Below are 22741 nucleotides of genomic sequence, written 5' to 3' on the forward strand. Positions count from 1 at the left end.
TCTACACACCTTGTCTAACTTCGACTGGAGCCACTTGGCTGGCTAAGCGCGGTTCATTGCCAACAGCAGGACGCTTAACTGACGCGTCGTGCGGGTTGCTGGTAAAGCCCGGCAAACATCTCCACCATCGTATCTTCGCTTGGATCCTGGGTCGCCTGCAGCCCTACGGCCCGGCTAACCAATTGATGACTGCGTGGAATCTGCAAATCATCGGGAATGCGTGGCCCATCAGCGAGATAGGCTACCGGTAGACGCTGGCTAATAGCCAGTCCTAAAACCTCACCCAGGCTGGTGGCCTCATCCGCTTTTGTCAGAATGCAGCCAGACAAGCCGCAACGCTTATAACTATGGTAGGCGGCTTTCAGCACTTGGCCCTGGCTGGTAGCGGCCATGACCAGATAATTTTTTGCGTTGACACCACGGCTGGCCAGCGTTTCCAGCTGCATGCGCAGGGCTGGGTCATTGGCGGGCAGGCCGGCGGTGTCAATCAGCACCACTCGCTTACGCGCCAGCGGTGCCAAGGCTTGAGTCAACGATTGGCCAGGATCAACCAGGGTCACCGGGACATTGAGAATACGCCCCAAGGTCTTGAGCTGCTCCTGAGCACCAATGCGGTAGCTGTCCAGGCTGACCAGGGCAATATGCTGCGCGCCGTACTTGAGCACGTAACGCGCGGCCAGCTTGGCCAAAGTAGTGGTTTTGCCCATGCCAGCGGGGCCAACCAAGGCGATTACGCCGCCCTCTTCCATCGGTTCCTGCTTCGGCGTTTTGATCGCGTGAGCCAGGTGCGCCAGCACCATGCGCCAGGCCTGGCGAGGTTCTGTCACCGTATTCACACGCTCCAGCAGCGCTTTCGACAATTCGGCCGACAAGCCCATGCGCTGCAGGCGACGCCATAAATTGGCTTGCTGCGGGCGACGGTTCTGCAACTGACCCCAGGCAATCGAGCCCAGCTGCACTTCAATCAGCTCACGCAGGCCATGCAGTTCGAAACGCATGGCATCCAGAGCGCGCTGATCGGTTGCCGCAGCTGGCGCTGCCTGCGATTTGCGCATCACGGCCGCCAAGCTGTCAGCAGGCAGGCTGTCAGCCGCGCCAAACAGCTGACGATCTTTGCCGGCATCGACCTGAGTGCGGGTGGTCAGCTCGGCCTGGGCCGTGGCAATTTTCGCCTGAGTCTTGCGCAGCTCGGCTTCCAACGCAGGGTTGGGCTGACGGGCCGGTGCGGCTGGCACCTGATAATCCAGCGCGGCGGTCAATTCGACACCACCGGCTACCCGGCGATTGCCAATGATCGAGGCATCGGCACCCAGCTCATCACGCACCAATTTCATGGCGGTACGCATATCGGCGGCGAAAAAGCGTTTGACCTGCATGGCCTGTAACCTCGGTTAGTTCTGCCCCACCGTCGCAACGATGGTGACCTGCTTGTTATCCGGAATTTCCTGGTATGCCAGTACATGGATACTCGGAACCGCCAGCCGCGCGAATCGCGAGAGCATCGCCCGGACCGGACCGGCCACCAGCAGAATCACTGGCTTGCCGAGCATTTCCTGGCGCTGCGCCGCTTCCACCAGGGAACGCTGCAGCTTCTCGGCCATGCCAGGTTCGAGGAGGATGCCCTCCTCGGAGCCTTGACCGGCCTTCTGGATACTGTTGAGCAATATCTGTTCCAACCTGGGTTCAAGGGTGATAACAGGCAGCTCCAGCTCTAGTCCCACAATGCTTTGCACGATTGCGCGAGCCAACGCGACGCGTACCGCCGCCACCATCGCGGCGGGATCTTGACTCTTCACAGCGACGTTGGCGATGGCCTCGGCGATGGTGCGGATATCGCGTACCGGCACCTGTTCCTGCAGCAGGCTCTGCAGCACCTTGAGCAGGGTTGACAGGGAAATCATCCCTGGCACCAGCTCTTCAGCCAGCTTCGGCGAGCTCTTGGCCAAGAGCTGCATCAACTGTTGCACTTCCTCGTGACCCAGCAGCTCGTGGGCATGTTTGTGCAGGACCTGGTTGAGGTGTGTCGCCACTACGGTACTGGCGTCCACCACGGTGTAGCCAAGCGACTGCGCCTGATCGCGCTGACTCGGGTCGATCCACACCGCCTCCAGACCGAATGCCGGATCCTTGGCGGCGATGCCATTGAGCGGACCGAACACCTGGCCGGGGTTGATCGCCAGCTCACGATCCGGGTACACCTCGGCCTCGGCTACGCTGACCCCCATCAGCGTCAGGCGATAAGCATTGGGCTGCAGGTCCAGGTTGTCGCGGATATGCACCGAGGGCATCAGAAAGCCCATTTCCTGTGAGAGCTTCTTACGCACGCCCTTGATCCGCGCCAGCAGCTGGCCACCCTGGTTACGGTCAACCAACGGAATCAGCCGATACCCCACCTCCAGGCCGACCATATCCACCGGTGTCACGTCGTCCCAGCCCAGCTCCTTGACCTCTTGAGCCTTCTGCGCCGGCAGCATCTCCTGTTGGCGCTGCACTTCCTTGATCTCATTTTCCTTGGTTGTACGCTGTTTGTTGGCAATCCAGTACGCAGCACCCGCAGCCACCAGGCCCAGGCTTATAAAAGAGAAATGTGGCATGCCGGGCACCAGGCCCATGGCGATCATCACCGCAGCCGTCACCGCCAGCGCACGCGGCGAGGCGAACATCTGCCGATTGACCTGAGCACCCATGTCTTCCGAGCTGGAAACACGGGTCACCATGATCGCGGCGGCAGTCGACAGCAGCAGCGATGGAATCTGCGCCACCAGGCCGTCACCGATGGTCAGCAAAGTGTAGATACGGCCCGCGTCGGCGAAACTCAGGTCATGCTGGAAAATACCGATGGCGATGCCACCGATCAGGTTGATGAACAGAATCAGCAGGCCGGCAATCGCATCGCCGCGCACAAACTTGCTGGCACCGTCCATGGAGCCATAGAAGTCGGCTTCCTGGGACACTTCGCTGCGACGCTTCTTGGCCTCCGCCTGATCGATCAACCCGGCATTCAGGTCCGCGTCGATGGCCATCTGCTTGCCCGGCATGGCGTCCAAGGTGAAACGCGCACTGACCTCGGAGATACGTCCGGCACCTTTGGTGACCACCACGAAGTTGATGATCATCAGGATCGCGAACACCACGATACCGACCACGTAGTTACCGCCGATCACCACCTCACCGAAAGCCTGGATCACCTTACCCGCAGCGTCGTGACCGTCCTGACCGTTAAGTAGCACCACCCGCGTGGAGGCGACGTTAAGCGCCAGACGCAGCAAGGTTGCCGCCAGCAGAATGGTCGGGAATACCGCGAAATCCAGCGGGCGCAGGGCGTAGATCGCTACCAGCAGGACGACGATCGACAGGGCAATACTGAAGGTAAACAGCACATCAAGGAGAAACGGTGGAATCGGCAGCATGACCATGCCGAGCATGACCAGCAGCAACAGTGGGATGCCCAGGTTGCCCTGTTTCAACCCCGACAGGTTACTGCGCACATCACCGATCATTTGTGAGCGATCTATTGCCACACCACTACCCCAGCCAATTCAATCTTTTGACGCGAGTCGCGCCTTTGGGAGGGGTTTTGCAAGAAGCTGTCCAACTTTGCCAGAGCCCGTCAAACAGCCAACGCGCCAAAGCAATGTGGCTGAGCGTTACTCGTCGCGGCGTAAATCTGGCGGGATGGGCATATCCGGCAACGGGCCAGGACGTTTGCCCTTGCCCGCCTGGTACTGACGCAGCTGGTAGACGTACGCCAGGACCTGAGCGATGGCCAGGTACAGGCCGGCCGGGATTTCCTGATCCAGCTCAGTGGAATAGAACACCGCCCGCGCCAAGGCTGGTGACTCCAGCACCATGACCTTGTGCTCGTTGGCGATTTCGCGAATCTTCAATGCGGTGAAGTCACCGCCCTTGGCCAGCAGCACCGGCGCACTGCCTTTGGCCGGGTCGTACTTCAAAGCCACGGCAAAGTGCGTCGGGTTGGTAATGACCACATCAGCGTCGGGCACCGACTGCATCATGCGTCGCTCGGCCATTTCACGCTGCAACTGGCGAATACGCTGTTTGACCTCGGGCTTACCCTCGCTGTCCTTGTACTCGTCGCGCACTTCCTGCTTGGTCATCATCAGCTTCTGCTTACTGCTCCAGAGCTGAAACGGCACATCCACGGCGGCAATCAGAATCAGCCCGCAGGACATCCACAATGCACTCCAACCCACCACGGTGGCGGAGTGCAGGATGGCCGCTTCAATCGGCTCATGGACGATCGCCAGCAGGTCTTCTTGCCAGGCGGAAAGCACCGCTACGCCCACCAACAGAATCAGAGTGAACTTGGCCAACGCCTTGAGCAGCTCAACCAAGGCATCGGTCGAAAACATGCGTTTAAGCCCCGCCAGAGGGTTCATGCGGCTGAGTTTAGGCGCCATGGCTTCGGCCGAGAACAGCCAGCCACCGAGAGAGATCGGCCCCACAATCGACACAATCAACAACAACACGAACAGCGGGAACAGCGCTTCCAGCGCGATCTGCCCAGAGGCTGCCAGCCACAGCGACATGCTGCGCTCATCCATGATCACCTCGCGGGTCAGCGAGAAATTACCCCGCATGATGTCGAGCATGGCGTTAGCCATGCTGCCGCCAAACGCGAGCATGCCACCAAAACCACCGAGGGTTACCGCCAGGGTATTGAGTTCTTTAGAACGGGCAACCTGCCCCTTTTCACGGGATTCGCGTAGGCGTTTCTCCGTGGGTTCTTCGCTTTTATCGGCACCGCTCTCGGATTCGGCCATGGCTTAACTCGCCCCCGCCATTTCACGAAGAAACTGCAACGCCTCAGTGGCAAATACCTGGTACTGCGCGAGGATATCGGCCATGCCAATCCACACGATGACCATGCCCAACACCAGGGTCAGTGGGAAACCAATGGAGAAGATATTCAGCTGCGGCGCGGCGCGGGTCATTACCCCGAATGCCAGGTTGATCACCAACAACGCGGTAATCGCCGGCAATACCAGAAGCAGAGCCGCCCCCAATACCCAGCCTAATTTGTTGGCGATCTCCCAGTAGTTTTCCACTAGAAAGCCACCACCTACTGGCAGGGTGAAGAAGCTCTCAGCCAGCACTTCAAACACTACCAGGTGAGCGTTCATGGCGAGAAACAGCAAGGTCACCAAGATCATGAACACCTGACCGATCACTGGCACCGAGATCCCATTGGCCGGGTCAATCATTGAGGCAAAGCCAAGGCCCATCTGGATGGCCACAATCTGACCGGCAATGACAAACACCTGAAAGAACAGTTGCAGGACAAACCCGAACATCATGCCAATCAGGACTTCCTGGGCAATCCAGATAAAGGCTTGCAGGTTGATGGCATCAATCACCGGCATCGGTGGCAAGGTCGGCATAATCACCACACAGATAGCCAGGGCCAGGTACAGGCGTACCCGCGCCGAAACCAGCTGGGTACCAATGATCGGCATAAACATCAGCAGGGCTGAAATGCGAAACAGCGGCAGCAGAAAGCTACCCACCCACGCACCGATCTGCTCGTTGCTTAGCTCGAGCATGTCAGCCGATCAGCATCGGAATGTTCATGATCAGATTCTCGGTGTACTCCATCAGCTCACGCACCAGCCAGGGACCCGCAAAAATCAGCACGAGCAGGATCACCAGCAGCCTGGGCAAAAAACTTAGGGTCTGCTCGTTGATTTGAGTGGCCGCCTGAAACATCGCCACCAGCAAACCAACAATCAGACTAGGAACCACGAGAATCCCCACAATCATGGCCGTTAGCCACAAGGCATCGCGCACCAGATCGACAGCCACCTCAGGGGTCATGGCTAAGTGCCTCCAAAGCTGGCAGCCAGAGTGCCCATGATCAGCGCCCAGCCATCAATCAACACAAACAGCATGATTTTGAACGGCAGAGAAATGATTAACGGCGAGAGCATCATCATCCCCATCGCCATCAAGATACTGGCCACCACCATGTCGATGATCAGGAACGGAATAAAGATCATAAAGCCGATCTGGAAGGCGGTTTTCAGCTCGGACGTGACAAACGCCGGCACCAGAATGGTCAGCGGCGCCTCTTCCGGGCTGGCGATATCCGTGCGTTTGGACAAGCGCACAAACAGTTCCAGATCGCTTTCACGGGTCTGTGACAGCATAAAATTCTTGATCGGCCCTTCGGCCTTGAGAATCGCTTCCTGCGCAGGCAGTTGCTCGTTCAGGTAGGGCTGCAGTGCCTCGCGGTTAATCTGATCGAACACCGGTGCCATGATAAACATGGTCAAAAACAGCGCCATACCAACCAGGATCTGGTTAGACGGTGTCTGTTGTAAGCCCAGGGCCTGACGCAGAATCGAGAAGACAATGATGATCCGGGTAAAACTGGTCATCAGCATGACAAACGCTGGAATAAAGCTCAGCGCAGTCATGATCAGCAGGATTTGCAGGCTGACCGAGTACTCCTGCTGCCCAGCTGTGTCGGTACTCAGGGTGATGGCCGGGATCGACAGCGGGTTATTGCCCGACTGAATCAAGGTACTGGCAGTCGGAGGATCGGCAGCGAATGCCAGTGACGCACCCACGCTAAAAACCAGCATCAGCAGCAAACGCAGCATCACGACTTGTCCTTCTGGTCTTTACCCAACAGCTCCATCAGGCGCTGAGCAAACTCGGTCGAGGCAGGTTCAACATCCGGCATATGCACCGGTTCTTTCAGCACATGCAACGACGTGATGGTGCCCGGGGTCAAACCCAGCAATACCTGCTCGTTACCCACCTGCACCAGCACCAGGCGATCACGCGGCCCCAGCGCCTGGGTGGCCAGCACTTTGATGACCTGGCCACCCCGCGGCACGATTTGCTGCACGCGGCGCACCAGCCAGGCCAGCAGAAAAATCAGACCGATCACCAACAGCAGGCCCAGCAGCAGCTGCACAAGTTGCCCGCCCATACCTGTTCCAGCAAGGGGTACAGCCGCTTGCGCGGCCGGTTCGGCAGCCAGGGCCGCAACCGGTAGCAGCAAGCCCAACACAAGGGTTCTAAGCATGGTTAGCGCAGCTTCTTGATGCGTTCACTTGGACTGATCACGTCAGTCAGGCGAATGCCGAACTTCTCGTTCACCACCACCACTTCGCCGTGGGCGATCAGGGTGCCGTTGACCAGCACATCCAGCGGCTCACCGGCCAAACGATCCAACTCGATCACCGAGCCCTGGTTGAGCTGCAGCAGGTTACGGATGGTGATATCGGTATTGCCGACCTCCATGGAAATGGACACCGGAATATCCAGAATCACATCCAAATTCGGCCCATCCAGATTCACCGGCAGGTTCATCTTCGGCGCACTGTCAAACTCTTCCATTGGCGCACGCGGCGCTGATGGAGCAGGGTCGCTGGCGGCGAGCATGGCGTCGATATCATCCTGCCCGGCATCGCCGGCTTCAGACAATGCAGCCGCCCACTCATCAGCGAGTGCCTGCTCCTCGGGCGAGCTGGCTTCGTTTTCGTTTTCGTCTGCCATCGTATTTCCTCGGCTGGCGTTGAATAGGGGAATTAGCGGTTACGCTCAATGGGGCCGAGCACCTGCAAAGCCAGCTTGCCTTTGTGCGCCCCCATCTTGACCTTGAAAGAGGGCACACCGTTAGCGCACAGCACCACGCTTTCCGGCAGTTCCACCGGGATCACGTCACCGGGCTGCATATGCAGAATGTCGCGCAGTTTGAGCTGGCGGCGGGCAACAGTCGCGCCCAGGGGCACGCTGACGCCAAGAATGTCTTCGCGCAGCGCTTTGATCCAGCGCTCGTCCTGATCGTCCACATCGGACTGGAAGCCTGCATCAAGCATCTCGCGGATCGGCTCAATCATCGAATACGGCATGGTGATGTGCAGGTCACCCCCACCGCCATCCAATTCAATATGGAAGGTCGATACCACGATCACTTCACTGGGACTGACGATGTTGGCCAGCGCGGGATTCACTTCCGAGTTGACGTACTCGAAGTTGATATCCATAACCGCGTGCCAGGCTTCCTTGAGGTCAATAAAGGCCTGATCGAGCACCATGCGCACCACACGCAACTCAGTGGGGGTGAACTCACGCCCTTCGATCTTGGCGTGCCGGCCATCGCCACCAAAGAAGTTGTCGACCAGCTTGAACACCAGCTTGGCGTCGAGAATAAACAGACCGGTGCCGCGCAACGGCTTCATCTTCACCAGGTTGAGGCTGGTCGGCACGTACAGCGAGTGCACGTATTCGCCAAATTTCATGACCTGCACACCGCCCACCGCCACATCGGCGGAGCGGCGCAGCAGGTTGAACATGCTGATGCGGGTATAGCGGGCAAAACGCTCGTTGATCATCTCAAGCGTCGGCATGCGCCCACGGACAATGCGGTCCTGACTGGTCAGGTCATATTGCTTGACGCTTCCCGGTTCGGCTTCGTCCTCGGTTTCAACCAAGCCGTCGTCGACACCATGCAGCAGGGCATCGATCTCATCCTGGGAAAGCAGGTCTTGCACAGCCATAGATGGCTCCTGATTACTGCAACACGAGGTTGGTGAACAGCACTTGCTCAACCGTGACTTTGCCGGTCTCTTTCTCTGCCAGCTCCTGCACGCTGGCAGTCGCTTGCTGACGCAGCATTTCTTTACCGACCGGGGTTAGCAAGGAACCGAAATCCTGACCGGAAAACAGCATCACCAGTCGGTTACGCAACACCGGCATATGCACCTTGAGCGCATCCAGGGCCACTTGATCACGGGTCATCAACGCCACACTAACCTGCATATAGCGGGCGCGGCCTTGGTGGTTGAAATTCACGACAAAGGCCGGTGACAGCTCTTCATAGATTGCGGCCTGTTTGACGGGTACTGCTGGTTCGGCACTGACTTCTGCCTTGGCTTCTTCAGCCCCTGCGTCCTTTTTACTTAAAAAGAACCAGGTTCCCCCCACAGAAAGGCCCACAGCGAGCAACACCGCAATAACGATGATAATGATCAGCTTCATTTTGCCGGCTGGTTTCGCCTCGGCATTTGCCGGTGCCGGTGCTGCTTCTTTCTTAGCCATGCCAATAATCCGTCGTTATTCGGAGTTCTATCCGTTTTCAAAGGGTTACGAGCAAGTGTTATGCCAGTCTGTCAACAAACCTGCTCAGTACGAGTGGCGCAGCACCTGAAGGTGATGCGACCAAGGCATTCGATCAACGTACGCCCAAACAAAATCGCCCGACTCCCACACACGGGGAGTCGGGCGAAATGCAGTTTAGATCAGTGGGCCATGCAACTACAGCAGCAAGCGTTCTATGCGTAGTAATCAACCAAGCCACGGGCACTTACAGATGACGTGCGAGCCGATTCGACCGCACTCGAATGCAGTTCCTCATCCCCGCCAAGCAGTTCACTGGAGGACCCTCCGCGACTGTTGCCACCATCGCTCCCCTGCCCTTGCCAACCGCGGTTGAGCGACTGATCAGAAACATTCACGTCCGGCTGATTCATACCCTGCTGGGCAAACAGTTCACGCAGACGGTGCATCTGCGAATCCAGCGCTTCACGCACACCGGCATGTGGACTGGCGAACGTCACCTGACTTTGGTCCTGGTTGACACTGATGCGCACCTCCAGACGGCCGAGCTCTGCAGGATCCAGCTGAATCTCAGCCGACTTGAGGTTCTGGCTGGACATCACCATCACCCGATCCACCACTGCTTCGCTCCAGCCACCCTGCTGCATGGCCACCGGTTGGCCAGCCAATAAGGGCGCGCGTGCCTGGGTCACTTGCTGGTTCATCGCCTGAGTCAGGGCATTGAGCTTACTGACAAAGTTCTCCGGCGCGTTATTGGCCGTGCCTTCCTTCAACGCCTCCAGGCTTTTACCGGTAAGGGCTTCAAGCTGTAACTCTGGCAGTTCCAGGCTATCCCCCTCGACCGGGGTTTCATCCTGCACCACCTGACTGGCCAACAAGCTTTGACTGACGTTTTGCGCCTGAACCGAGGGTGCTCCAGCCTGATCGGCCTGCAGCTTCTCCTTCGCCCCCATTTCCAGGGCCATGCGCACTGCCGGCAGCTGATTGAGCGCATCCAGCTCAGCATCAAAGCTGGCCTCGGTCATGCTCGCCGGGCCGGAGCTGGTCAAGTTACCCGTGGTGACCATCAGCGGCACAGGTTCGGCTTCAAGCGCCACGTCATCTGTTTCGGCTACGGGCATCTCGCCGGTGATGCCAAGCAACAGAAGCGGATCTAGAGCGGCGCCATCGCTTGCCGGATCAGTCGGCAAAGGCTTGCCGCTATCGGCAACCTCGGTTTGCCCAACGGCAGCCTGCGCCTGTGCATCCTGCGGTTCGTCTTTATCAACATTGCTTTCACGTGCCGGCTTTGCAGGCCCGTCGTTACGTTCAGCCGCTTTAGCCTGACGCTCTTTGGCATACACCTGAGAGAAGCTGGAAGCCTCATTCTTATTAGGCTGCGCGGGTTTTTCCTGCGGTTTTGATGCAGCAGCTCTGGGCTTTACTTCAGGTGCTGACTTGAGCAGCAGATCGGGGGCAACGGACATGGATACTCTCCGCTCGGGATTGGTCGTGCGAAGGGTTTTGCAAAGGGCGGGCCAAGTTGTTTATTGGCAGACAGGGCGAGGTGAACTGCAGTAACGTCAGGAGGCAGGCGCAGCAAGGTTAATGCCGATAACGCTGGCGCTCGGACTTGAGCAGGATGCGTACAATGGCAAACTCACGCTCAATTTGTTCGACCAGCTCAGGAGCCTGCTCCAACTGTTCGCGACGGCCAGCCTCTTCCAGCTGTTTACACAGGCCCGCCAGCATAGGCGCCCCCATGTTGCTGCAACTGCCCTTAAAACTGTGAGCCGCCAACCGCAAGCTCTGCGCATCGGCCGCTTGCTCGGCTTGGCGCAGTACGATCAGGCGCTCTTCAGAATCAATCAGAAAGGTGTCCAGCAGCACCGGATATTCATCTTCCATGACATCCTGCAAGGCCGCTAATACTGCGCTATCAAGGTGAATATCGGACAACGGCTCGCTCCCCTCGCGTGGTGCCCCGGATTATGCCCCAGGCAACCAGGAAAACTCCACGCGCACCCCCGGTTCGCCGTCGCCCCAACTGCAACGTTCACTCAGTTGCCTGACCAAGGCCAGTCCGCGGCCACTCAAACTATGCGCGTCACGCGGTTCAACAGGCACTTGTTGAGGATCGAACCCCGAGCCACTGTCTTCAACACGGACGATCAAGCGCCCCCCTGCGCCTTCAGGTAACAACTGCAGGTGAAAGCGTACAAATCCGTCGGTCAGCGCAGCCAGGCGCACACTGCGCTGGCGGTAATACTCAGCAAACCCCTCGGCATTTGCCTTGAGCGCCGAGTCCAACCCCAACACGCCATGCTCAAGCGCATTGGAATACAACTCGGCCAACACACTGAACAAGGCTCCGCCTTGAGGCCTTAGCCCCTGCACCTCAAGCAATAATTGCAGGAGGAAAGGCAGCGGGTTGAAGTGACGCAGGGTTTCACCGCGAAACTCGAAGCTGGCAGACCAGTCCAGGGAATGACTCTGGCCATTATCGGCAAAGGCCAGTGGCGGACGGCTCAACTCTGCATCATCAACCAGGCTGACCTCAAGCAAGCTGACATCGTCCTGCTGCTCACCACTGAAATGGGTCAGCGCCTGCTGAATTTCAGTGAATAAAGCAGGCAGCTGCCGGTTAGCGGCGATCACCTCCAGCAAGCGCTCTTCACCAAACAACTCACCGAGCTTGTTACAGGTCTCCAGCACACCATCGGAGAGCAGAAAAACCCGATCACCCAGCGCCAGCGGGTAGACCTCATACTTGTCGTTGAATGCGGCCGGTTCCAGCACACCCAACGGCAAGTGCCGCGACACCAGCGGCAAACGCTCGCCACTGCCACGCAGCAGATAGCCATCCGGCAGGCCGCCATTCCATACCTCGACCACCTGCCGCTGGAAACTGACATTTAATACCGTCGCACAGCAAAACACCCCGACTGGGAGAATGCGTTTGAGCTTGGCATTGATCTCGCGTAGCACTTCGGCGAGGGAATAGCCCTTAGCCGTCATGCCATAGAACACCTCAGCCAGCGGCATCGCCCCAATTGCTGCGGGCAAACCGTGGCCGGTGAAATCCCCTAGCAACACATGCATGCCACCCGACGGTTTGAACGCAGCCAATAGCAGATCGCCATTGAACACTGCGTAAGGTGATTGCAGGTAGCGGATATTCGGTGCATCCAGGCAACCGGAGTGCGTCACCTTGTCAAACACGGCCTTGGCCACGCGCTGCTCAGTGAGTAGGTGTTCATTGTGCATGGCAATCAGATCACGCTGCTGCAGCAGCGTATCCTGCAGGCGGCGCAAGCGATCCATGGCCTTGATTTTCGCTTCGAGAATGACCCGGTTGTAGGGTTTAGCAAGAAAGTCATCACCGCCGGCCTCCAGGCAGCGCACCAGGGCTTCGCCTTCGGTCAGTGAGGTCAGAAAAATGATCGGCACCAACTCTTCGCCGGCCACCTGCTTGATCCGTCGGGCAGCTTCAAAACCGTCCATGATGGGCATCAAGGCATCCATCAGGACCAGCTGCGGCCGCTCTTGCTCGAACAGGGCCACCGCCTCCAAACCATTACTGGCGGTCAGTACCCGGTGCCCTTGGCGACTGACGATGGTCGACAGCAGCATGCGATCAGCCGCGTTGTCCTCGGCAATCAGGATGGACAGACGCTCAGCCATGACACGCGCCTCGATCAGGCGATTTTAAACAGCTGCTCGAAATTCGAGATTGCGAGAATCTTGCGCACATCCGGGTTGCAGTTGAGCAGGCGGATTTGCGCACTGTCGCCGCCAGCATGGTCACGCAACAGCAACAGCATGCCGAGCGCGGAGCTGTCCAGGTAAGTGGTGTCTTTGAGGTCTACAACGTAGCGTTGCGGGGTGCTGTTGACACGCTCGTAGGCATTGCGAAATTCCTGATGCGCGCCGAAATCGAAGCGTCCCTGAATCAGAATGGTCAGCTCTTGCCCGTCGGATGAGGGCAGCGAGGTGATGGCCATGAATTACTCCTATAAGCGAAAAGACGAGGCCGCACATACCAGTGGACCAGGCAGCAGGTTATGCATGATCAAGATGTAGCATTGCAATGCGCTGGCAGCAACTGTTTAGGCTGTGTCGATGTATTGCAGGTGGGTAATTCGCGCTTAAGACTGCGAATCGCGGGCGGATATGCGCTGGGACAACTCATCAAGCAGTTTCTGCTCACGCTTGTCCTCAGCCAGGCGTGCTTCATCCTGATAACGCTTGACCAATTTGCGCAAACCTTCCAACCGCGCATAGCGCTGCTGCCAGGCCTCTCGCACCTTTTCCATATTGCTGCGATGCCAGTCAACGCTGGTGCGCTGCTGGCCGATGGCGGTTTCCAGCTGGGTAAGAAAGCGCTGATAGTTCATCAGCCACTGCCCGGACACTCCCCGCTGGCCCTCGCTGATCCATTGCTGCTGGTAGTCTCCGCGGTAGCGCTCCAGATCGCCCAACTGCACTTCAGCCTGGCGCAGCAGGCCCTGGCAACGACCTAATTGCAGAGCAGCCTCGCGCTCGGCACGCTCGGCCATATCGACCACCGGGGCCAGTCGCGCGGCGCGGCTTTGTGCCATGGATTATGCGCCCGCTGCAGCGGGATTGAAGGTCGCAGCCAGCTGTGCGCTGCTGCTTTCCAGGCTTTCGTTGTCCTGCAGATTCTGCCGCAAGTACTTGACCATGGCTGGCTGACGGGCAATGGCCAGGTCAGTATCCGCGTCACCGCCTGGCACATAGGCGCCCACACTGATCAGGTCGCGGCTCTGTTGATAGCGCGACCACAGCTGTTTGAAACGCTGCGCCAGGCGCATGTGCTCAGCGCTGACCACCTGCGGCATGACCCGGCTGATCGAGGCCTCGATATCGATGGCCGGGTAATGGCCCTCTTCGGCCAGCCGCCGCGACAGCACGATATGGCCGTCGAGTACACCACGGGCGGCGTCGGCGATCGGGTCCTGCTGGTCGTCACCTTCACTGAGCACGGTGTAGAACGCGGTAATCGAACCGCCGCCCTTCTCCGCATTACCAGCCCGTTCGACCAACTTGGGCAGGCGGGCAAATACCGAGGGAGGATAGCCTTTGGTTGCCGGCGGCTCACCAATGGCCAGGGCGATTTCGCGCTGGGCCTGGGCAAAGCGGGTCAGCGAATCCATCAGCAACAGGACGTTCTTGCCCTTGTCGCGGAAGTATTCGGCGATGCGCGTGCAGTACATGGCCGCGCGCAAACGCATCAGCGGCGCATCGTCGGCCGGCGAGGCCACCACCACCGAGCGCTTGAGGCCCTCATGGCCGAGGATCTCGTCGATAAATTCTTTTACTTCGCGGCCCCGCTCACCAATCAACCCCACCACGATGATGTCGGCCTCGGTAAAGCGCGTCATCATGCCGAGCAGCACCGACTTACCCACACCGGTACCGGCAAACAACCCCAGGCGCTGTCCACGCCCTACCGTCAGCAGGCCGTTGATGGAGCGAATGCCGACATCCAGCGGTTCGCTGATCGGGTGGCGGTTGAGCGGGTTGATCGCCGGGCCGTCCATCGGCACCCAATCCTCCGCCTTCATGCCACCCTTACCGTCAAGCGCGCGACCCGTGCCATCAAGCACTCGGCCCAGCATAGACATGCCCATGGGCAAGCGTCCGGTGTCAGGCAGCGGCACTACACGAGCACCTGGGGCGATGCCCGCCAGGCTGCCGACCGGCATCAGAAAGATTTTGCCGTTGGAAAAGCCCATGACCTCGGCTTCAACCTGCACCGGATGATAGCTGTCGTCATTGATGACCAGGCAGCGACTGCCCAGGGCAGCACGCAGGCCTTCGGCTTCCAGGGTCAAACCGACCATGCGCAGCAGGCGACCCTCCACCAACGGCTGAGTCGGCAGTGTCACGGCCTCGCTGTAACCCGCCAGGCGCTTGGCGAAACTCACCCGATCAAGGCGCATCCGGGCTCGCCTGGCTGTGTATCTGCGCAGCCTCCGCCGCTGGCGCATCCAAATCGGTATGCAAGTCAGCCTCCAGCGGGTGCGCTGCCTGCTCACGCTGCTGCTCGAACAGCTGTTTGATCGCTTGGTTCAAGCGGGTTTCCACCGTGGCATCAATACGGCTGAGTTCGCTTTCCACCCGACACCCACCGGGCAGCAAAGAGGGATCTTCGAGAATTCGCCAGCTTTCTTCGTGGCGCTCGCGCAGGGCCTTGATGACTTCGAAGTCTTGCGGGTTGACGTGAATACGGATGTTACCGGTGCCCATCGGCAGCAACTTGAGCGCCTCGCTGAGCACCTGGCGAATCTGACTCGAATCACTGACCAGCTCACGTTGAATCACCTGGCGCACCATTTGCCCAAGCAGGCTGACCATGGCTTCTTCAAGCTGCTGATCCTGTGCGCTAATCGGCTCGAAGAGCTGCGTCATCAGCTGCTCCATGCTGGCCAGTTTGGCGGCCAACGCAATGTCGGCTTCCTGCTTGGCCTTCAGCTGGCCAGCATGGAAACCATCCTTCTCACCAGTGGCAAACCCTTCGTTGTAGGCGTCCTGACGGATTGCCTCCAACTCATCCAACGTCAAGGGCTTGACGTCTTCAAGGGCCACCTCTTCACTCTCAGCCGGCGCCTGATCGTCCACCTCAACCGTCGGGTTATTCGCTTGCTCTTCTTCGCCAGGCTCTGGGGTTTCCACTTCCGGGTCGAAGCTGGGCAACGCCCACACATCAACGCCTTTGAGATCCTTGGCGCGAATCAGCTCGCTGGGCGGCTCTTTACTGGACATGCGTCAAACCATTGCGAGCCATGTGTTAAACCATTTCCTCGCCGCCCTTGCCGCCCAGGACAATTTCCCCGGCTTCGGCCATGCGCCTGGCGATGGTGAGAATTTCCTTCTGCGCAGTTTCCACGTCGCTGACGCGTACCGGCCCTTTGGCTTCCAAGTCGTCGCGCAGCAGTTCGGCGGCTCGCTTGGACATGTTCTTGAAGACTTTTTCCTTGATAGCCTCGTCGGCACCTTTGAGCGCCAGCACCAGCACATCCGACGACACTTCGCGCATGAGGGCTTGAATACCCCGATCGTCGACATCGGCCAGGTTGTCGAAGACAAACATCAGGTCTTCGATCTGGCTGGAAAGGTCTTCGTCGACTTCGCGGATTGAGTCCATCAGCTGACCCTCAACCGAGCTGTCGAGGAAGTTCATGATATCCGCCGCACGTTTGACCCCGCCCAACGCGGCACGGGACGTATTGGCGCTGCCAGAAAACTGCCGTTCAAGGATATCGTTAAGTTCTTTCAACGCGGCAGGCTGCACGGTTTCCAGTGACGACACGCGCAGGACGATGTCCAGGCGTACCTTATGGTCGAAATGCCCGAGCACTTCACCGGCCTGATCGGGGTCCAGGTAAGCCACTACGATGGCCTGAATTTGCGGGTGTTCGTAGCGAATCACGTCAGCCACGGCGCGCGGCTCCATCCACTTCAGGCTGTCGAGACCACTGGTGCTGCCGCCGAGCAAAATACGGTCAATCAGGCTGCCCGCTTTGTCTTCGCCCAATGCCTGCGTGAGCATCTTGCGAATATAACCATCGGCACCAACGCCCAGGCTGGTTTGATCACCGACGATGTCGACAAACTCCCCCATCACCTGTTCGACCTGCTCGCGCTGGATATTGCGCATACCGGCCATGGCCACACCGACCCGCTGGACTTCTTTCGGGCCCAGATGACGCAGCACCTGGGCGGCGTCGGTTTCACCAAGCGACAGCAGCAGAATCGCGGCCTTGTCGACTTTGCTCAATTTAGTGGCGGTTCGATTATCACTCATCGGCGTTAATCCACTCTTTCACAACCTGGGCTACGCGGCCCGGGTCTTCGGCGACCAGGCTCTTGATGGCGTTCAGTTGTGCATCATACCCCTCACTCGGGCTTGGCAGGAGGATGCTTTGCGGACCGCCCAGGCTCACACGGTCCTCGGCCAGATCACCACCCAGCGCGCCCATTTCACCCAGCTCAACATCGCCATCACGGCCGTCACTTTGGCCTTTGCCGCCATTGGTGATGTTGTTGAGGACAGGGCGCAGCACACCAAATACCAAGATGAGAATAAACAGCACGCCGAGGACTTGCTTGACCACATCCCAGAACCACGGCTGGGTGTAGAACGGGATATCAATCATCTCTTCGCCCAGTTCGGCGGAGAACGGCGTATTGATCACGCTGACGCTGTCACCCCGACTGGCGTCAAAGCCTACTGAGTCCTGTACCAGGCGGGTAAACCGCGCCAGGTCATCGCTGCTCCACGGCACGCGCGTGGTTTCGCCCGTGGCTGCGTCGACTTTCACCTGATCGTCCACTACCACCGCTACCGACAGTCGGCGCAAGCGCCCCTGCTGCTGCTTGGTGTAGCTGATTGAACGATCCAGCTCGAAGTTGCGTGTGGACTGCTCGCGTTTGTCCTCTGGGTACGGCGCCAACATGGCCAGACCGGTGGCCGGATCGATAATCTGAGCGCCATTGGCATCCAGCAGCGGCTGCCCGGCAGCAATCGGCCCAGGCACGGCTGGCGCAGCGGCACCCGCTTGCTGCGGCGCGGCACCGGCTGCAGGCGGCTGGTTGCTCAGCGCGCCGGGGACACCTTGCGGCGGCAGGCTGCTGGTACGTTGTTCGTTGACCGACTGCTCGCTGCGCAGCGCAGGTTGATCCGGGTTAAACATTTCCGAGGTGGATTCCACCGCGCTGAAATCCACATCCGCCGAGACTTCGGCCTTGTAGCGACCCGAGCCCAGTACCGGTTGCAGGATGTTGTGCACGCGCTGGGTGAACAGGCTTTCCATGCGGCGGCTGTAATCGAACTGCTTGCCGGCCATGGTCAGCTCAGACATTTCCTGAATATCCGACAGCAGATTGCCCTTCTGGTCGACCACGGTGACCTGGGCCTTGTCCATTTCCGGCACGCTGCTGGCGACCAGATTGACAATGGCCATGACCTGACTCGGCTCCAGGCCGCGCCCAGAATACAACTCAACCAATACCGAGGCGCTGGGTTTGCGCTCATCACGCACAAACACCGAGCTCTTCGGGATGGCCAGGTGTACACGGGCCGCTTTAACGTTATTCAAGCTGGAAACGGTACGCGCCAGTTCACCTTCCAAGCCGCGGCGATAGCGGGTGGCTTCCATAAACTGGCTGGTGCCCAGGCCTTGCTCCTGGTCGAGAATCTCAAAACCGACGCTATTGTCTTTCGGTGCAACGCCAGCCGCAGCCAGGCGCATACGGGCGCGCGCCAGGTCGCCTGATTTGACCAGCAGCGCGCCAGAATTGGGTTCCACGGTGTATTTGATATCAGCCGCGGACAACGTCTCCATGACCTGGGACGCGTCCATGCCGTCGAGGCTGCCATAGAGCGGCTGATAATCCGGCTGCTGCGACCACAGCACCACAGCAAAACCGATGGCCACACTCGCAGCCAGACCGACCAGCAGACCAATCTGGCGCAACATCGACATATCGGCGAGGTTTTCTAGAAAGGTCAGGCCGAACAGCGGTTTCTTCGGCTCATCACCACCGGTGGTGGCAGGTACGTTTGCAGCGACGGCTTCAGCCATGATTCAGCCCTACCCTTAAACCGGCATCTGCATAATGTCTTGATAAGCCTGAACCAGCTTGTTGCGCACCTGGGTCATGGCTTGAAAGGAAACGCTGGCTTTCTGCGACGCGATCATCACGTCTGTCAAATCCACGCCACTGGTGCCCATTTCAAAGGCGGTTGCCAGTTTGTTGGAGGCCTGCTGGGTTTCGTTGACCTTGCCCACCGCCTGCCCGAGCATCTCGGAGAAGCTTGGCGCACCGGGTTCAGGCGTGCTGGCGACAGGCTTCTGACGCGCCATGGCGTCGGCCTGCATGGACCGCATCTCCAGCATCAAGCGATTGAATTCAACACCCTGGCTCATCTCTACCTCCACTGGCCGCGGTTTTTTGACGCTTCGCGGCGTTTGCAGAGGTATTGCAACAAGGGTGCCAAATTTCGAACTGGGGCTTAGCGTCTATTTCCGTGTTTGCGAACGGACATACAGCGCCTCGACCTTCTCACGCGCCCACGGCGTCTTGCGTAAAAAAGTCAGGCTGGACTTGATGCTGGGGTCACTCTTGAAGCAACGGATATCAATCCGTTCAGCCAAACCATCCCAGCCATACTGAGCCACTAATGCGGTGAGAATGGCTTCAAGGGTGACGCCGTGTAGCGGATTTTTAGGTGATTGAGTCATGCAGAACCTGTACGGACAGCTCGATTAAGACAAACCCCGCCACCATAGCCAAGCCGGTGAACAACCGAAAGCCTCCAGCGTGATTGGGCATCAGCATAAAAAATACCTAGAGGCCGCAATGCCCCTGCGCCGTAACGTCAACCAGGGTGAGCCTCAGGACAAGTCGCCATAAAAAAGCCGGCCCACACCAAAGGTGTGGGCCGGCGAAGCACTATCGGGTCGCACGCACATCGCCGCGAAACAGGCCCGCGGGGCAACTGAGCGACCAGCCAGTTGCCAGGTATTTCAAACTATCAGGCCGACTGGTATTCCTTCTCGGCTTCGTCGAAGCGCTTGATCATGCTGGCCGATGGGCCGCTGCCGATCTTGCTGAACACCAGAATGGCGATGGTGGCGAAGATAAAGCCTGGGATGATTTCGTACAGGCCCAGGTGACCGAGGAAGTTCTTCCACAGGATTACAGTCAGAGCACCCACCAGCATGCCGGCCAGCGCACCGTTGCGAGTCATCTGCTTCCATACCAGCGAGAGGATCACCACCGGACCGAACGCAGCACCAAAGCCTGCCCAAGCGTAGGACACCAGGCCCAGTACGCGGTTTTCCGGGTTGGCAGCCAGCATGATGGCGACGATCGCGATCAGCAGCACCATGCCACGGCCTACCCATACCAGCTCGGTCTGCGACGCATCTTTACGCAGGAAGGCCTTGTAGAAGTCTTCGGTCAGGGCACTGGAGCACACCAGCAACTGGCAGCTCAGGGTGCTCATCACTGCAGCCAGAATGGCGGACAGCAGAATGCCGGCAATCCATGGGTTGAACAGCAGCTTGGCCAGTTCGATAAACACACGCTCTGGGTTCTCGGTTACCGGGCCTGCGAGGTCCGGGTTGGCGGAGAAGTACGCAATACCGAAGAAACCCACAGCCACGGCACCGCCTAGGGTGAGAATCATCCAGGTCATGGAGATACGACGGGCTGCAGGAATCGATTTAACCGAATCAGCGGCCATGAAACGCGCCAGGATGTGCGGCTGACCGAAGTAGCCCAGGCCCCAGGCCATCAAGGAGATCACGCCAACAAAGGTCGCGCCTTTGAGCATGTCAAAGTTGGTTGCATCTTTGAGCTCGATCGCTGCGAAAGTCGCATCGGCACCGCCAGTGGCAATCAGCACCACGACTGGGGTAAGGATCAAGGCAAAGATCATCAGGGTAGCCTGCACGGTGTCAGTCCAGCTCACCGCCAGGAAACCACCGATGAAGGTGTAGGCGATGGTCGCCGCAGCACCGGCCCACAGCGCGGTCTCGTAGGACATGCCGAAGGTGCTTTCAAACAGGCGGGCACCGGCCACAACACCGGAGGCGCAGTAGATGGTGAAGAACACCAGAATCACCAGCGCGGAGAATATGCGCAGCACGCGGCTGCTGTCTTCGAAGCGGTGAGTGAAGTAATCCGGCAGGGTCAGGGCGTTACCGTTGTGCTCGGTCTGCACGCGCAGACGGCCAGCGACGAACAACCAGTTCAGGTAAGCACCGACAATCAGGCCGATGGCGATCCAGCCCTCGGACAGACCGGACAGGTATACCGCACCTGGCAAACCCATCAGCAGCCAGCCGCTCATGTCCGATGCCCCCGCCGACAAGGCGGTAACAAAACTGCCCAGGCTGCGACCGCCCAGGATGTAATCGGAAAGGTTCTTGGTGCGCATGTACGCGAACAGGCCAATCAGCACCATGAGCGCGATGTACACCACAAAGGTGACGAGCATCGGAGTATTTGCAGTCATTGGGGGGCTCCCCTCTTGATTGTTGTTATTTCAGCAACAGGGATTAGCCCCCATTGCCAACGTGGCATTGCACGCCTGCCTATGCAGGTGAAGCTACTTACCGCAACCGAGGCACAAAGAACCTGCTTACGATCGGCTGTGCTTCGTCGCCGCGGCGTAAAAACGCTTGTCAACGCGTTAGCGTGCGAGATCGTAAAAAGGCTCTGGAACCCCAATACAACAACGGGCGCATGCCGCAAGACAGTCGCCCGTAAAAATCCTTTTAATGGCCCGCCAACGCCTTACCCCTGGCGGGACTCGGCATGCACTGGCCGGTTTGAAAACAGCTGCACACCGGTAAAAATGCTGCATCGCTCACCACAAAGTGCGCAGTAACATGGCCGGACAAGAACCTAAGAATGAAGGCTGTTGCGCTCATGCACGGTCCTTATCTGCTCATTGCCTGTGTCAGGTCTAGCCCAAACTCGCTGGCTTGTTGGGGCATCCTAAGAGCAGAAACCTGCGCACCGTGTAAATCGAGCATGGAATTTAGTGGCAGATGCATGAACGCTTCTTACAAAAAACTCTGGAGTTTTTGCAAAAAACTCCAGCAGCGGGAACTTCCTACAAATAGCTGTTTAAAGTAGAAAGGCAACGCACGCGTTGTTGGCCCTGCCATCCATCGTCATGTCCAACAGACGCAGAACAGCCATCTAGACTGCATTCATCGAGTTGGAGGTGTGTGTTGCAGAGTGAAGCATCCGATTACTCCATTTACCGCCGTGTCGTTTCACAGTTGATGCAGGGCGAAGAGCAATTGCCCAGCCTACCAACCATTACCCTCGATATCCGCCGCGCCCTGGGTGACCCCAATATTTCCCGTAACACCCTGGTGCGGCTGATCAGCCGCGATCCCGCCCTCAGCGCCCTGCTGATGAAACATGCCTCCAGCGCCCTGTATCGCCACACCCTGCCGCCCAAAACCCTGCACGAAGTGATCAGCATGCTCGGCATGGCTGAAGTCGACCGAATTACCATGGTGCACAGCATCAAAAGCCTGTTCACCCTGTGCAGCCCGGGGCACAAACGGCTATTTGTCGAGGCCTGGGAGCGCTTGGTCATCAAAGCCAGCATCAGCGCCATGCTGGCACGCTTGCTGGGCCATGTGACGGCGGAGCAAGCGTTGCTCGCAAGCCTGCTCAGCGAGGTGGGCACCCTTGCCGTGCTGTCAGCGTTCAGAAGTGAACGCGTAACACCCTCTAACGAGCTCTATTCAAAGCTGTGCCAGGAGTACAGCAAATCGCTCGGCATCATCGTGTTGAAGAAATGGTCGGTGCATAACGAATACATCGAGATCATTCGCAACGCCGGCAACTGGCAATGCAGCCCGGGGCATAGCCTGCAATTGCTGGATCTGGTCAACCTGGCGCTCTATCACGCCATCAAGGAGCACACGCCAACCGCCGAACTGCCCTCACTTCAAGAACTGGCGGCCTACCAGAAACTGATGCCACCGCAGGATTTTATCGGTGAGAACGGCGAACTCAGCCTGGTGATAAGTCACCGCGCCGACATTCAGGCGATAGCCCAGACGTTGCGTTAATCCCCCACACAACCCGGCCACCGTACGCGCTACTGTCG

Annotated in this window: 23 protein-coding genes; 1 reads left to right on the forward strand and 22 read right to left on the reverse strand. The window is 58.6% G+C overall.

What is annotated here, in order from left to right:
• Window positions 1–74: 74 nt before the first annotated feature.
• From flhF to putP, 22 genes are all read right to left on the reverse strand, one after another.
• Window positions 75–1376, reverse strand: a complete 1302-nt coding sequence (gene flhF / locus ALTER154_RS13980) for a flagellar biosynthesis protein FlhF (protein WP_160087928.1) — start codon at window positions 1374–1376, stop codon at window positions 75–77.
• A gap of 15 nt (window positions 1377–1391) precedes the next feature.
• A complete protein-coding gene (flhA, locus tag ALTER154_RS13985) occupies window positions 1392–3515 on the reverse strand; it encodes a flagellar biosynthesis protein FlhA (protein ID WP_160090136.1) in 2124 nt (707 codons plus the stop codon).
• 132 nt (window positions 3516–3647) lie between these two features.
• Window positions 3648–4784: a flagellar biosynthesis protein FlhB gene (flhB, locus tag ALTER154_RS13990; RefSeq protein ID WP_160087930.1), complete on the reverse strand. Its 1137-nt coding sequence runs from the start codon at window positions 4782–4784 to the stop codon at window positions 3648–3650.
• Between the two features lie 3 nt (window positions 4785–4787).
• Complete coding sequence (gene fliR / locus ALTER154_RS13995; RefSeq protein ID WP_160087932.1) at window positions 4788–5564, reverse strand: flagellar biosynthetic protein FliR; 777 nt, start codon at window positions 5562–5564, stop codon at window positions 4788–4790.
• Window position 5565: 1 nt separating this feature from the next.
• Entirely contained in the window at window positions 5566–5835 is a 270-nt protein-coding gene (fliQ, locus tag ALTER154_RS14000; RefSeq protein ID WP_090252096.1) for a flagellar biosynthesis protein FliQ, read from the reverse strand.
• A 2-nt stretch (window positions 5836–5837) separates the two neighbouring features.
• Window positions 5838–6623 carry a flagellar type III secretion system pore protein FliP gene (fliP, locus tag ALTER154_RS14005; protein ID WP_160087934.1) on the reverse strand — a complete coding sequence of 262 codons (786 nt, stop codon included), beginning with the start codon at window positions 6621–6623 and terminating at the stop codon, window positions 5838–5840.
• Window positions 6623–7054 (reverse strand): flagellar biosynthetic protein FliO, encoded by a 432-nt coding sequence (gene fliO / locus ALTER154_RS14010; RefSeq protein WP_160087936.1) that lies wholly within the window; start codon window positions 7052–7054, stop codon window positions 6623–6625. The genes fliP and fliO overlap by 1 nt, the downstream gene beginning before the upstream one ends.
• 2 nt (window positions 7055–7056) lie before the next feature.
• Window positions 7057–7527: a flagellar motor switch protein FliN gene (gene fliN / locus ALTER154_RS14015; RefSeq protein ID WP_090252089.1), complete on the reverse strand. Its 471-nt coding sequence runs from the start codon at window positions 7525–7527 to the stop codon at window positions 7057–7059.
• A gap of 32 nt (window positions 7528–7559) precedes the next feature.
• Complete coding sequence (gene fliM, locus ALTER154_RS14020) at window positions 7560–8531, reverse strand: flagellar motor switch protein FliM (RefSeq protein WP_090252087.1); 972 nt, start codon at window positions 8529–8531, stop codon at window positions 7560–7562.
• A gap of 13 nt (window positions 8532–8544) precedes the next feature.
• The gene (gene fliL / locus ALTER154_RS14025) at window positions 8545–9072 is read right to left on the reverse strand and encodes a flagellar basal body-associated protein FliL (RefSeq protein WP_090252085.1); all 528 of its coding nucleotides are present in this window, start codon (window positions 9070–9072) and stop codon (window positions 8545–8547) included.
• A 233-nt stretch (window positions 9073–9305) separates the two neighbouring features.
• Window positions 9306–10556 carry a flagellar hook-length control protein FliK gene (locus ALTER154_RS14030; RefSeq protein WP_160087938.1) on the reverse strand — a complete coding sequence of 417 codons (1251 nt, stop codon included), beginning with the start codon at window positions 10554–10556 and terminating at the stop codon, window positions 9306–9308.
• 118 nt (window positions 10557–10674) lie between these two features.
• Window positions 10675–11028, reverse strand: a complete 354-nt coding sequence (locus ALTER154_RS14035; protein ID WP_160087940.1) for an Hpt domain-containing protein — start codon at window positions 11026–11028, stop codon at window positions 10675–10677.
• Between the two features lie 30 nt (window positions 11029–11058).
• Entirely contained in the window at window positions 11059–12753 is a 1695-nt protein-coding gene (locus ALTER154_RS14040; protein WP_160087942.1) for a fused response regulator/phosphatase, read from the reverse strand.
• Between the two features lie 14 nt (window positions 12754–12767).
• The gene (locus tag ALTER154_RS14045; RefSeq protein WP_090252075.1) at window positions 12768–13073 is read right to left on the reverse strand and encodes an STAS domain-containing protein; all 306 of its coding nucleotides are present in this window, start codon (window positions 13071–13073) and stop codon (window positions 12768–12770) included.
• 144 nt (window positions 13074–13217) lie between these two features.
• Complete coding sequence (gene fliJ, locus ALTER154_RS14050) at window positions 13218–13670, reverse strand: flagellar export protein FliJ (protein WP_090252074.1); 453 nt, start codon at window positions 13668–13670, stop codon at window positions 13218–13220.
• A 3-nt stretch (window positions 13671–13673) separates the two neighbouring features.
• Window positions 13674–15035 carry a flagellar protein export ATPase FliI gene (fliI, locus tag ALTER154_RS14055; RefSeq protein WP_090252071.1) on the reverse strand — a complete coding sequence of 454 codons (1362 nt, stop codon included), beginning with the start codon at window positions 15033–15035 and terminating at the stop codon, window positions 13674–13676.
• Window positions 15025–15858: a flagellar assembly protein FliH gene (fliH, locus tag ALTER154_RS14060; RefSeq protein ID WP_160087944.1), complete on the reverse strand. Its 834-nt coding sequence runs from the start codon at window positions 15856–15858 to the stop codon at window positions 15025–15027. Before fliH ends, fliI begins: the two co-directional genes overlap by 11 nt.
• A gap of 25 nt (window positions 15859–15883) precedes the next feature.
• Window positions 15884–16900 carry a flagellar motor switch protein FliG gene (gene fliG, locus ALTER154_RS14065; protein WP_090252067.1) on the reverse strand — a complete coding sequence of 339 codons (1017 nt, stop codon included), beginning with the start codon at window positions 16898–16900 and terminating at the stop codon, window positions 15884–15886.
• A complete protein-coding gene (gene fliF / locus ALTER154_RS14070) occupies window positions 16893–18680 on the reverse strand; it encodes a flagellar basal-body MS-ring/collar protein FliF (protein WP_160087946.1) in 1788 nt (595 codons plus the stop codon). Before fliF ends, fliG begins: the two co-directional genes overlap by 8 nt.
• A gap of 15 nt (window positions 18681–18695) precedes the next feature.
• The gene (gene fliE / locus ALTER154_RS14075) at window positions 18696–19025 is read right to left on the reverse strand and encodes a flagellar hook-basal body complex protein FliE (protein ID WP_090252062.1); all 330 of its coding nucleotides are present in this window, start codon (window positions 19023–19025) and stop codon (window positions 18696–18698) included.
• 93 nt (window positions 19026–19118) lie between these two features.
• Window positions 19119–19340 carry a VF530 family DNA-binding protein gene (locus tag ALTER154_RS14080; protein ID WP_108490472.1) on the reverse strand — a complete coding sequence of 74 codons (222 nt, stop codon included), beginning with the start codon at window positions 19338–19340 and terminating at the stop codon, window positions 19119–19121.
• Between the two features lie 293 nt (window positions 19341–19633).
• Window positions 19634–21121, reverse strand: coding sequence for a sodium/proline symporter PutP (putP, locus tag ALTER154_RS14085; protein WP_160087948.1), 1488 nt, complete (start codon window positions 21119–21121; stop codon window positions 19634–19636).
• 721 nt (window positions 21122–21842) lie between these two features.
• On the opposite strand from putP, the gene ALTER154_RS14090 reads away from it, so the two are divergent.
• Window positions 21843–22703 (forward strand): HDOD domain-containing protein, encoded by an 861-nt coding sequence (locus ALTER154_RS14090; protein WP_372239930.1) that lies wholly within the window; start codon window positions 21843–21845, stop codon window positions 22701–22703.
• Window positions 22704–22741: the final 38 nt, after the last annotated feature.

The organism is Pseudomonas sp. 9AZ, from assembly GCF_902506525.1.
Lineage (GTDB): Bacteria > Pseudomonadota > Gammaproteobacteria > Pseudomonadales > Pseudomonadaceae > Aquipseudomonas > Aquipseudomonas peli.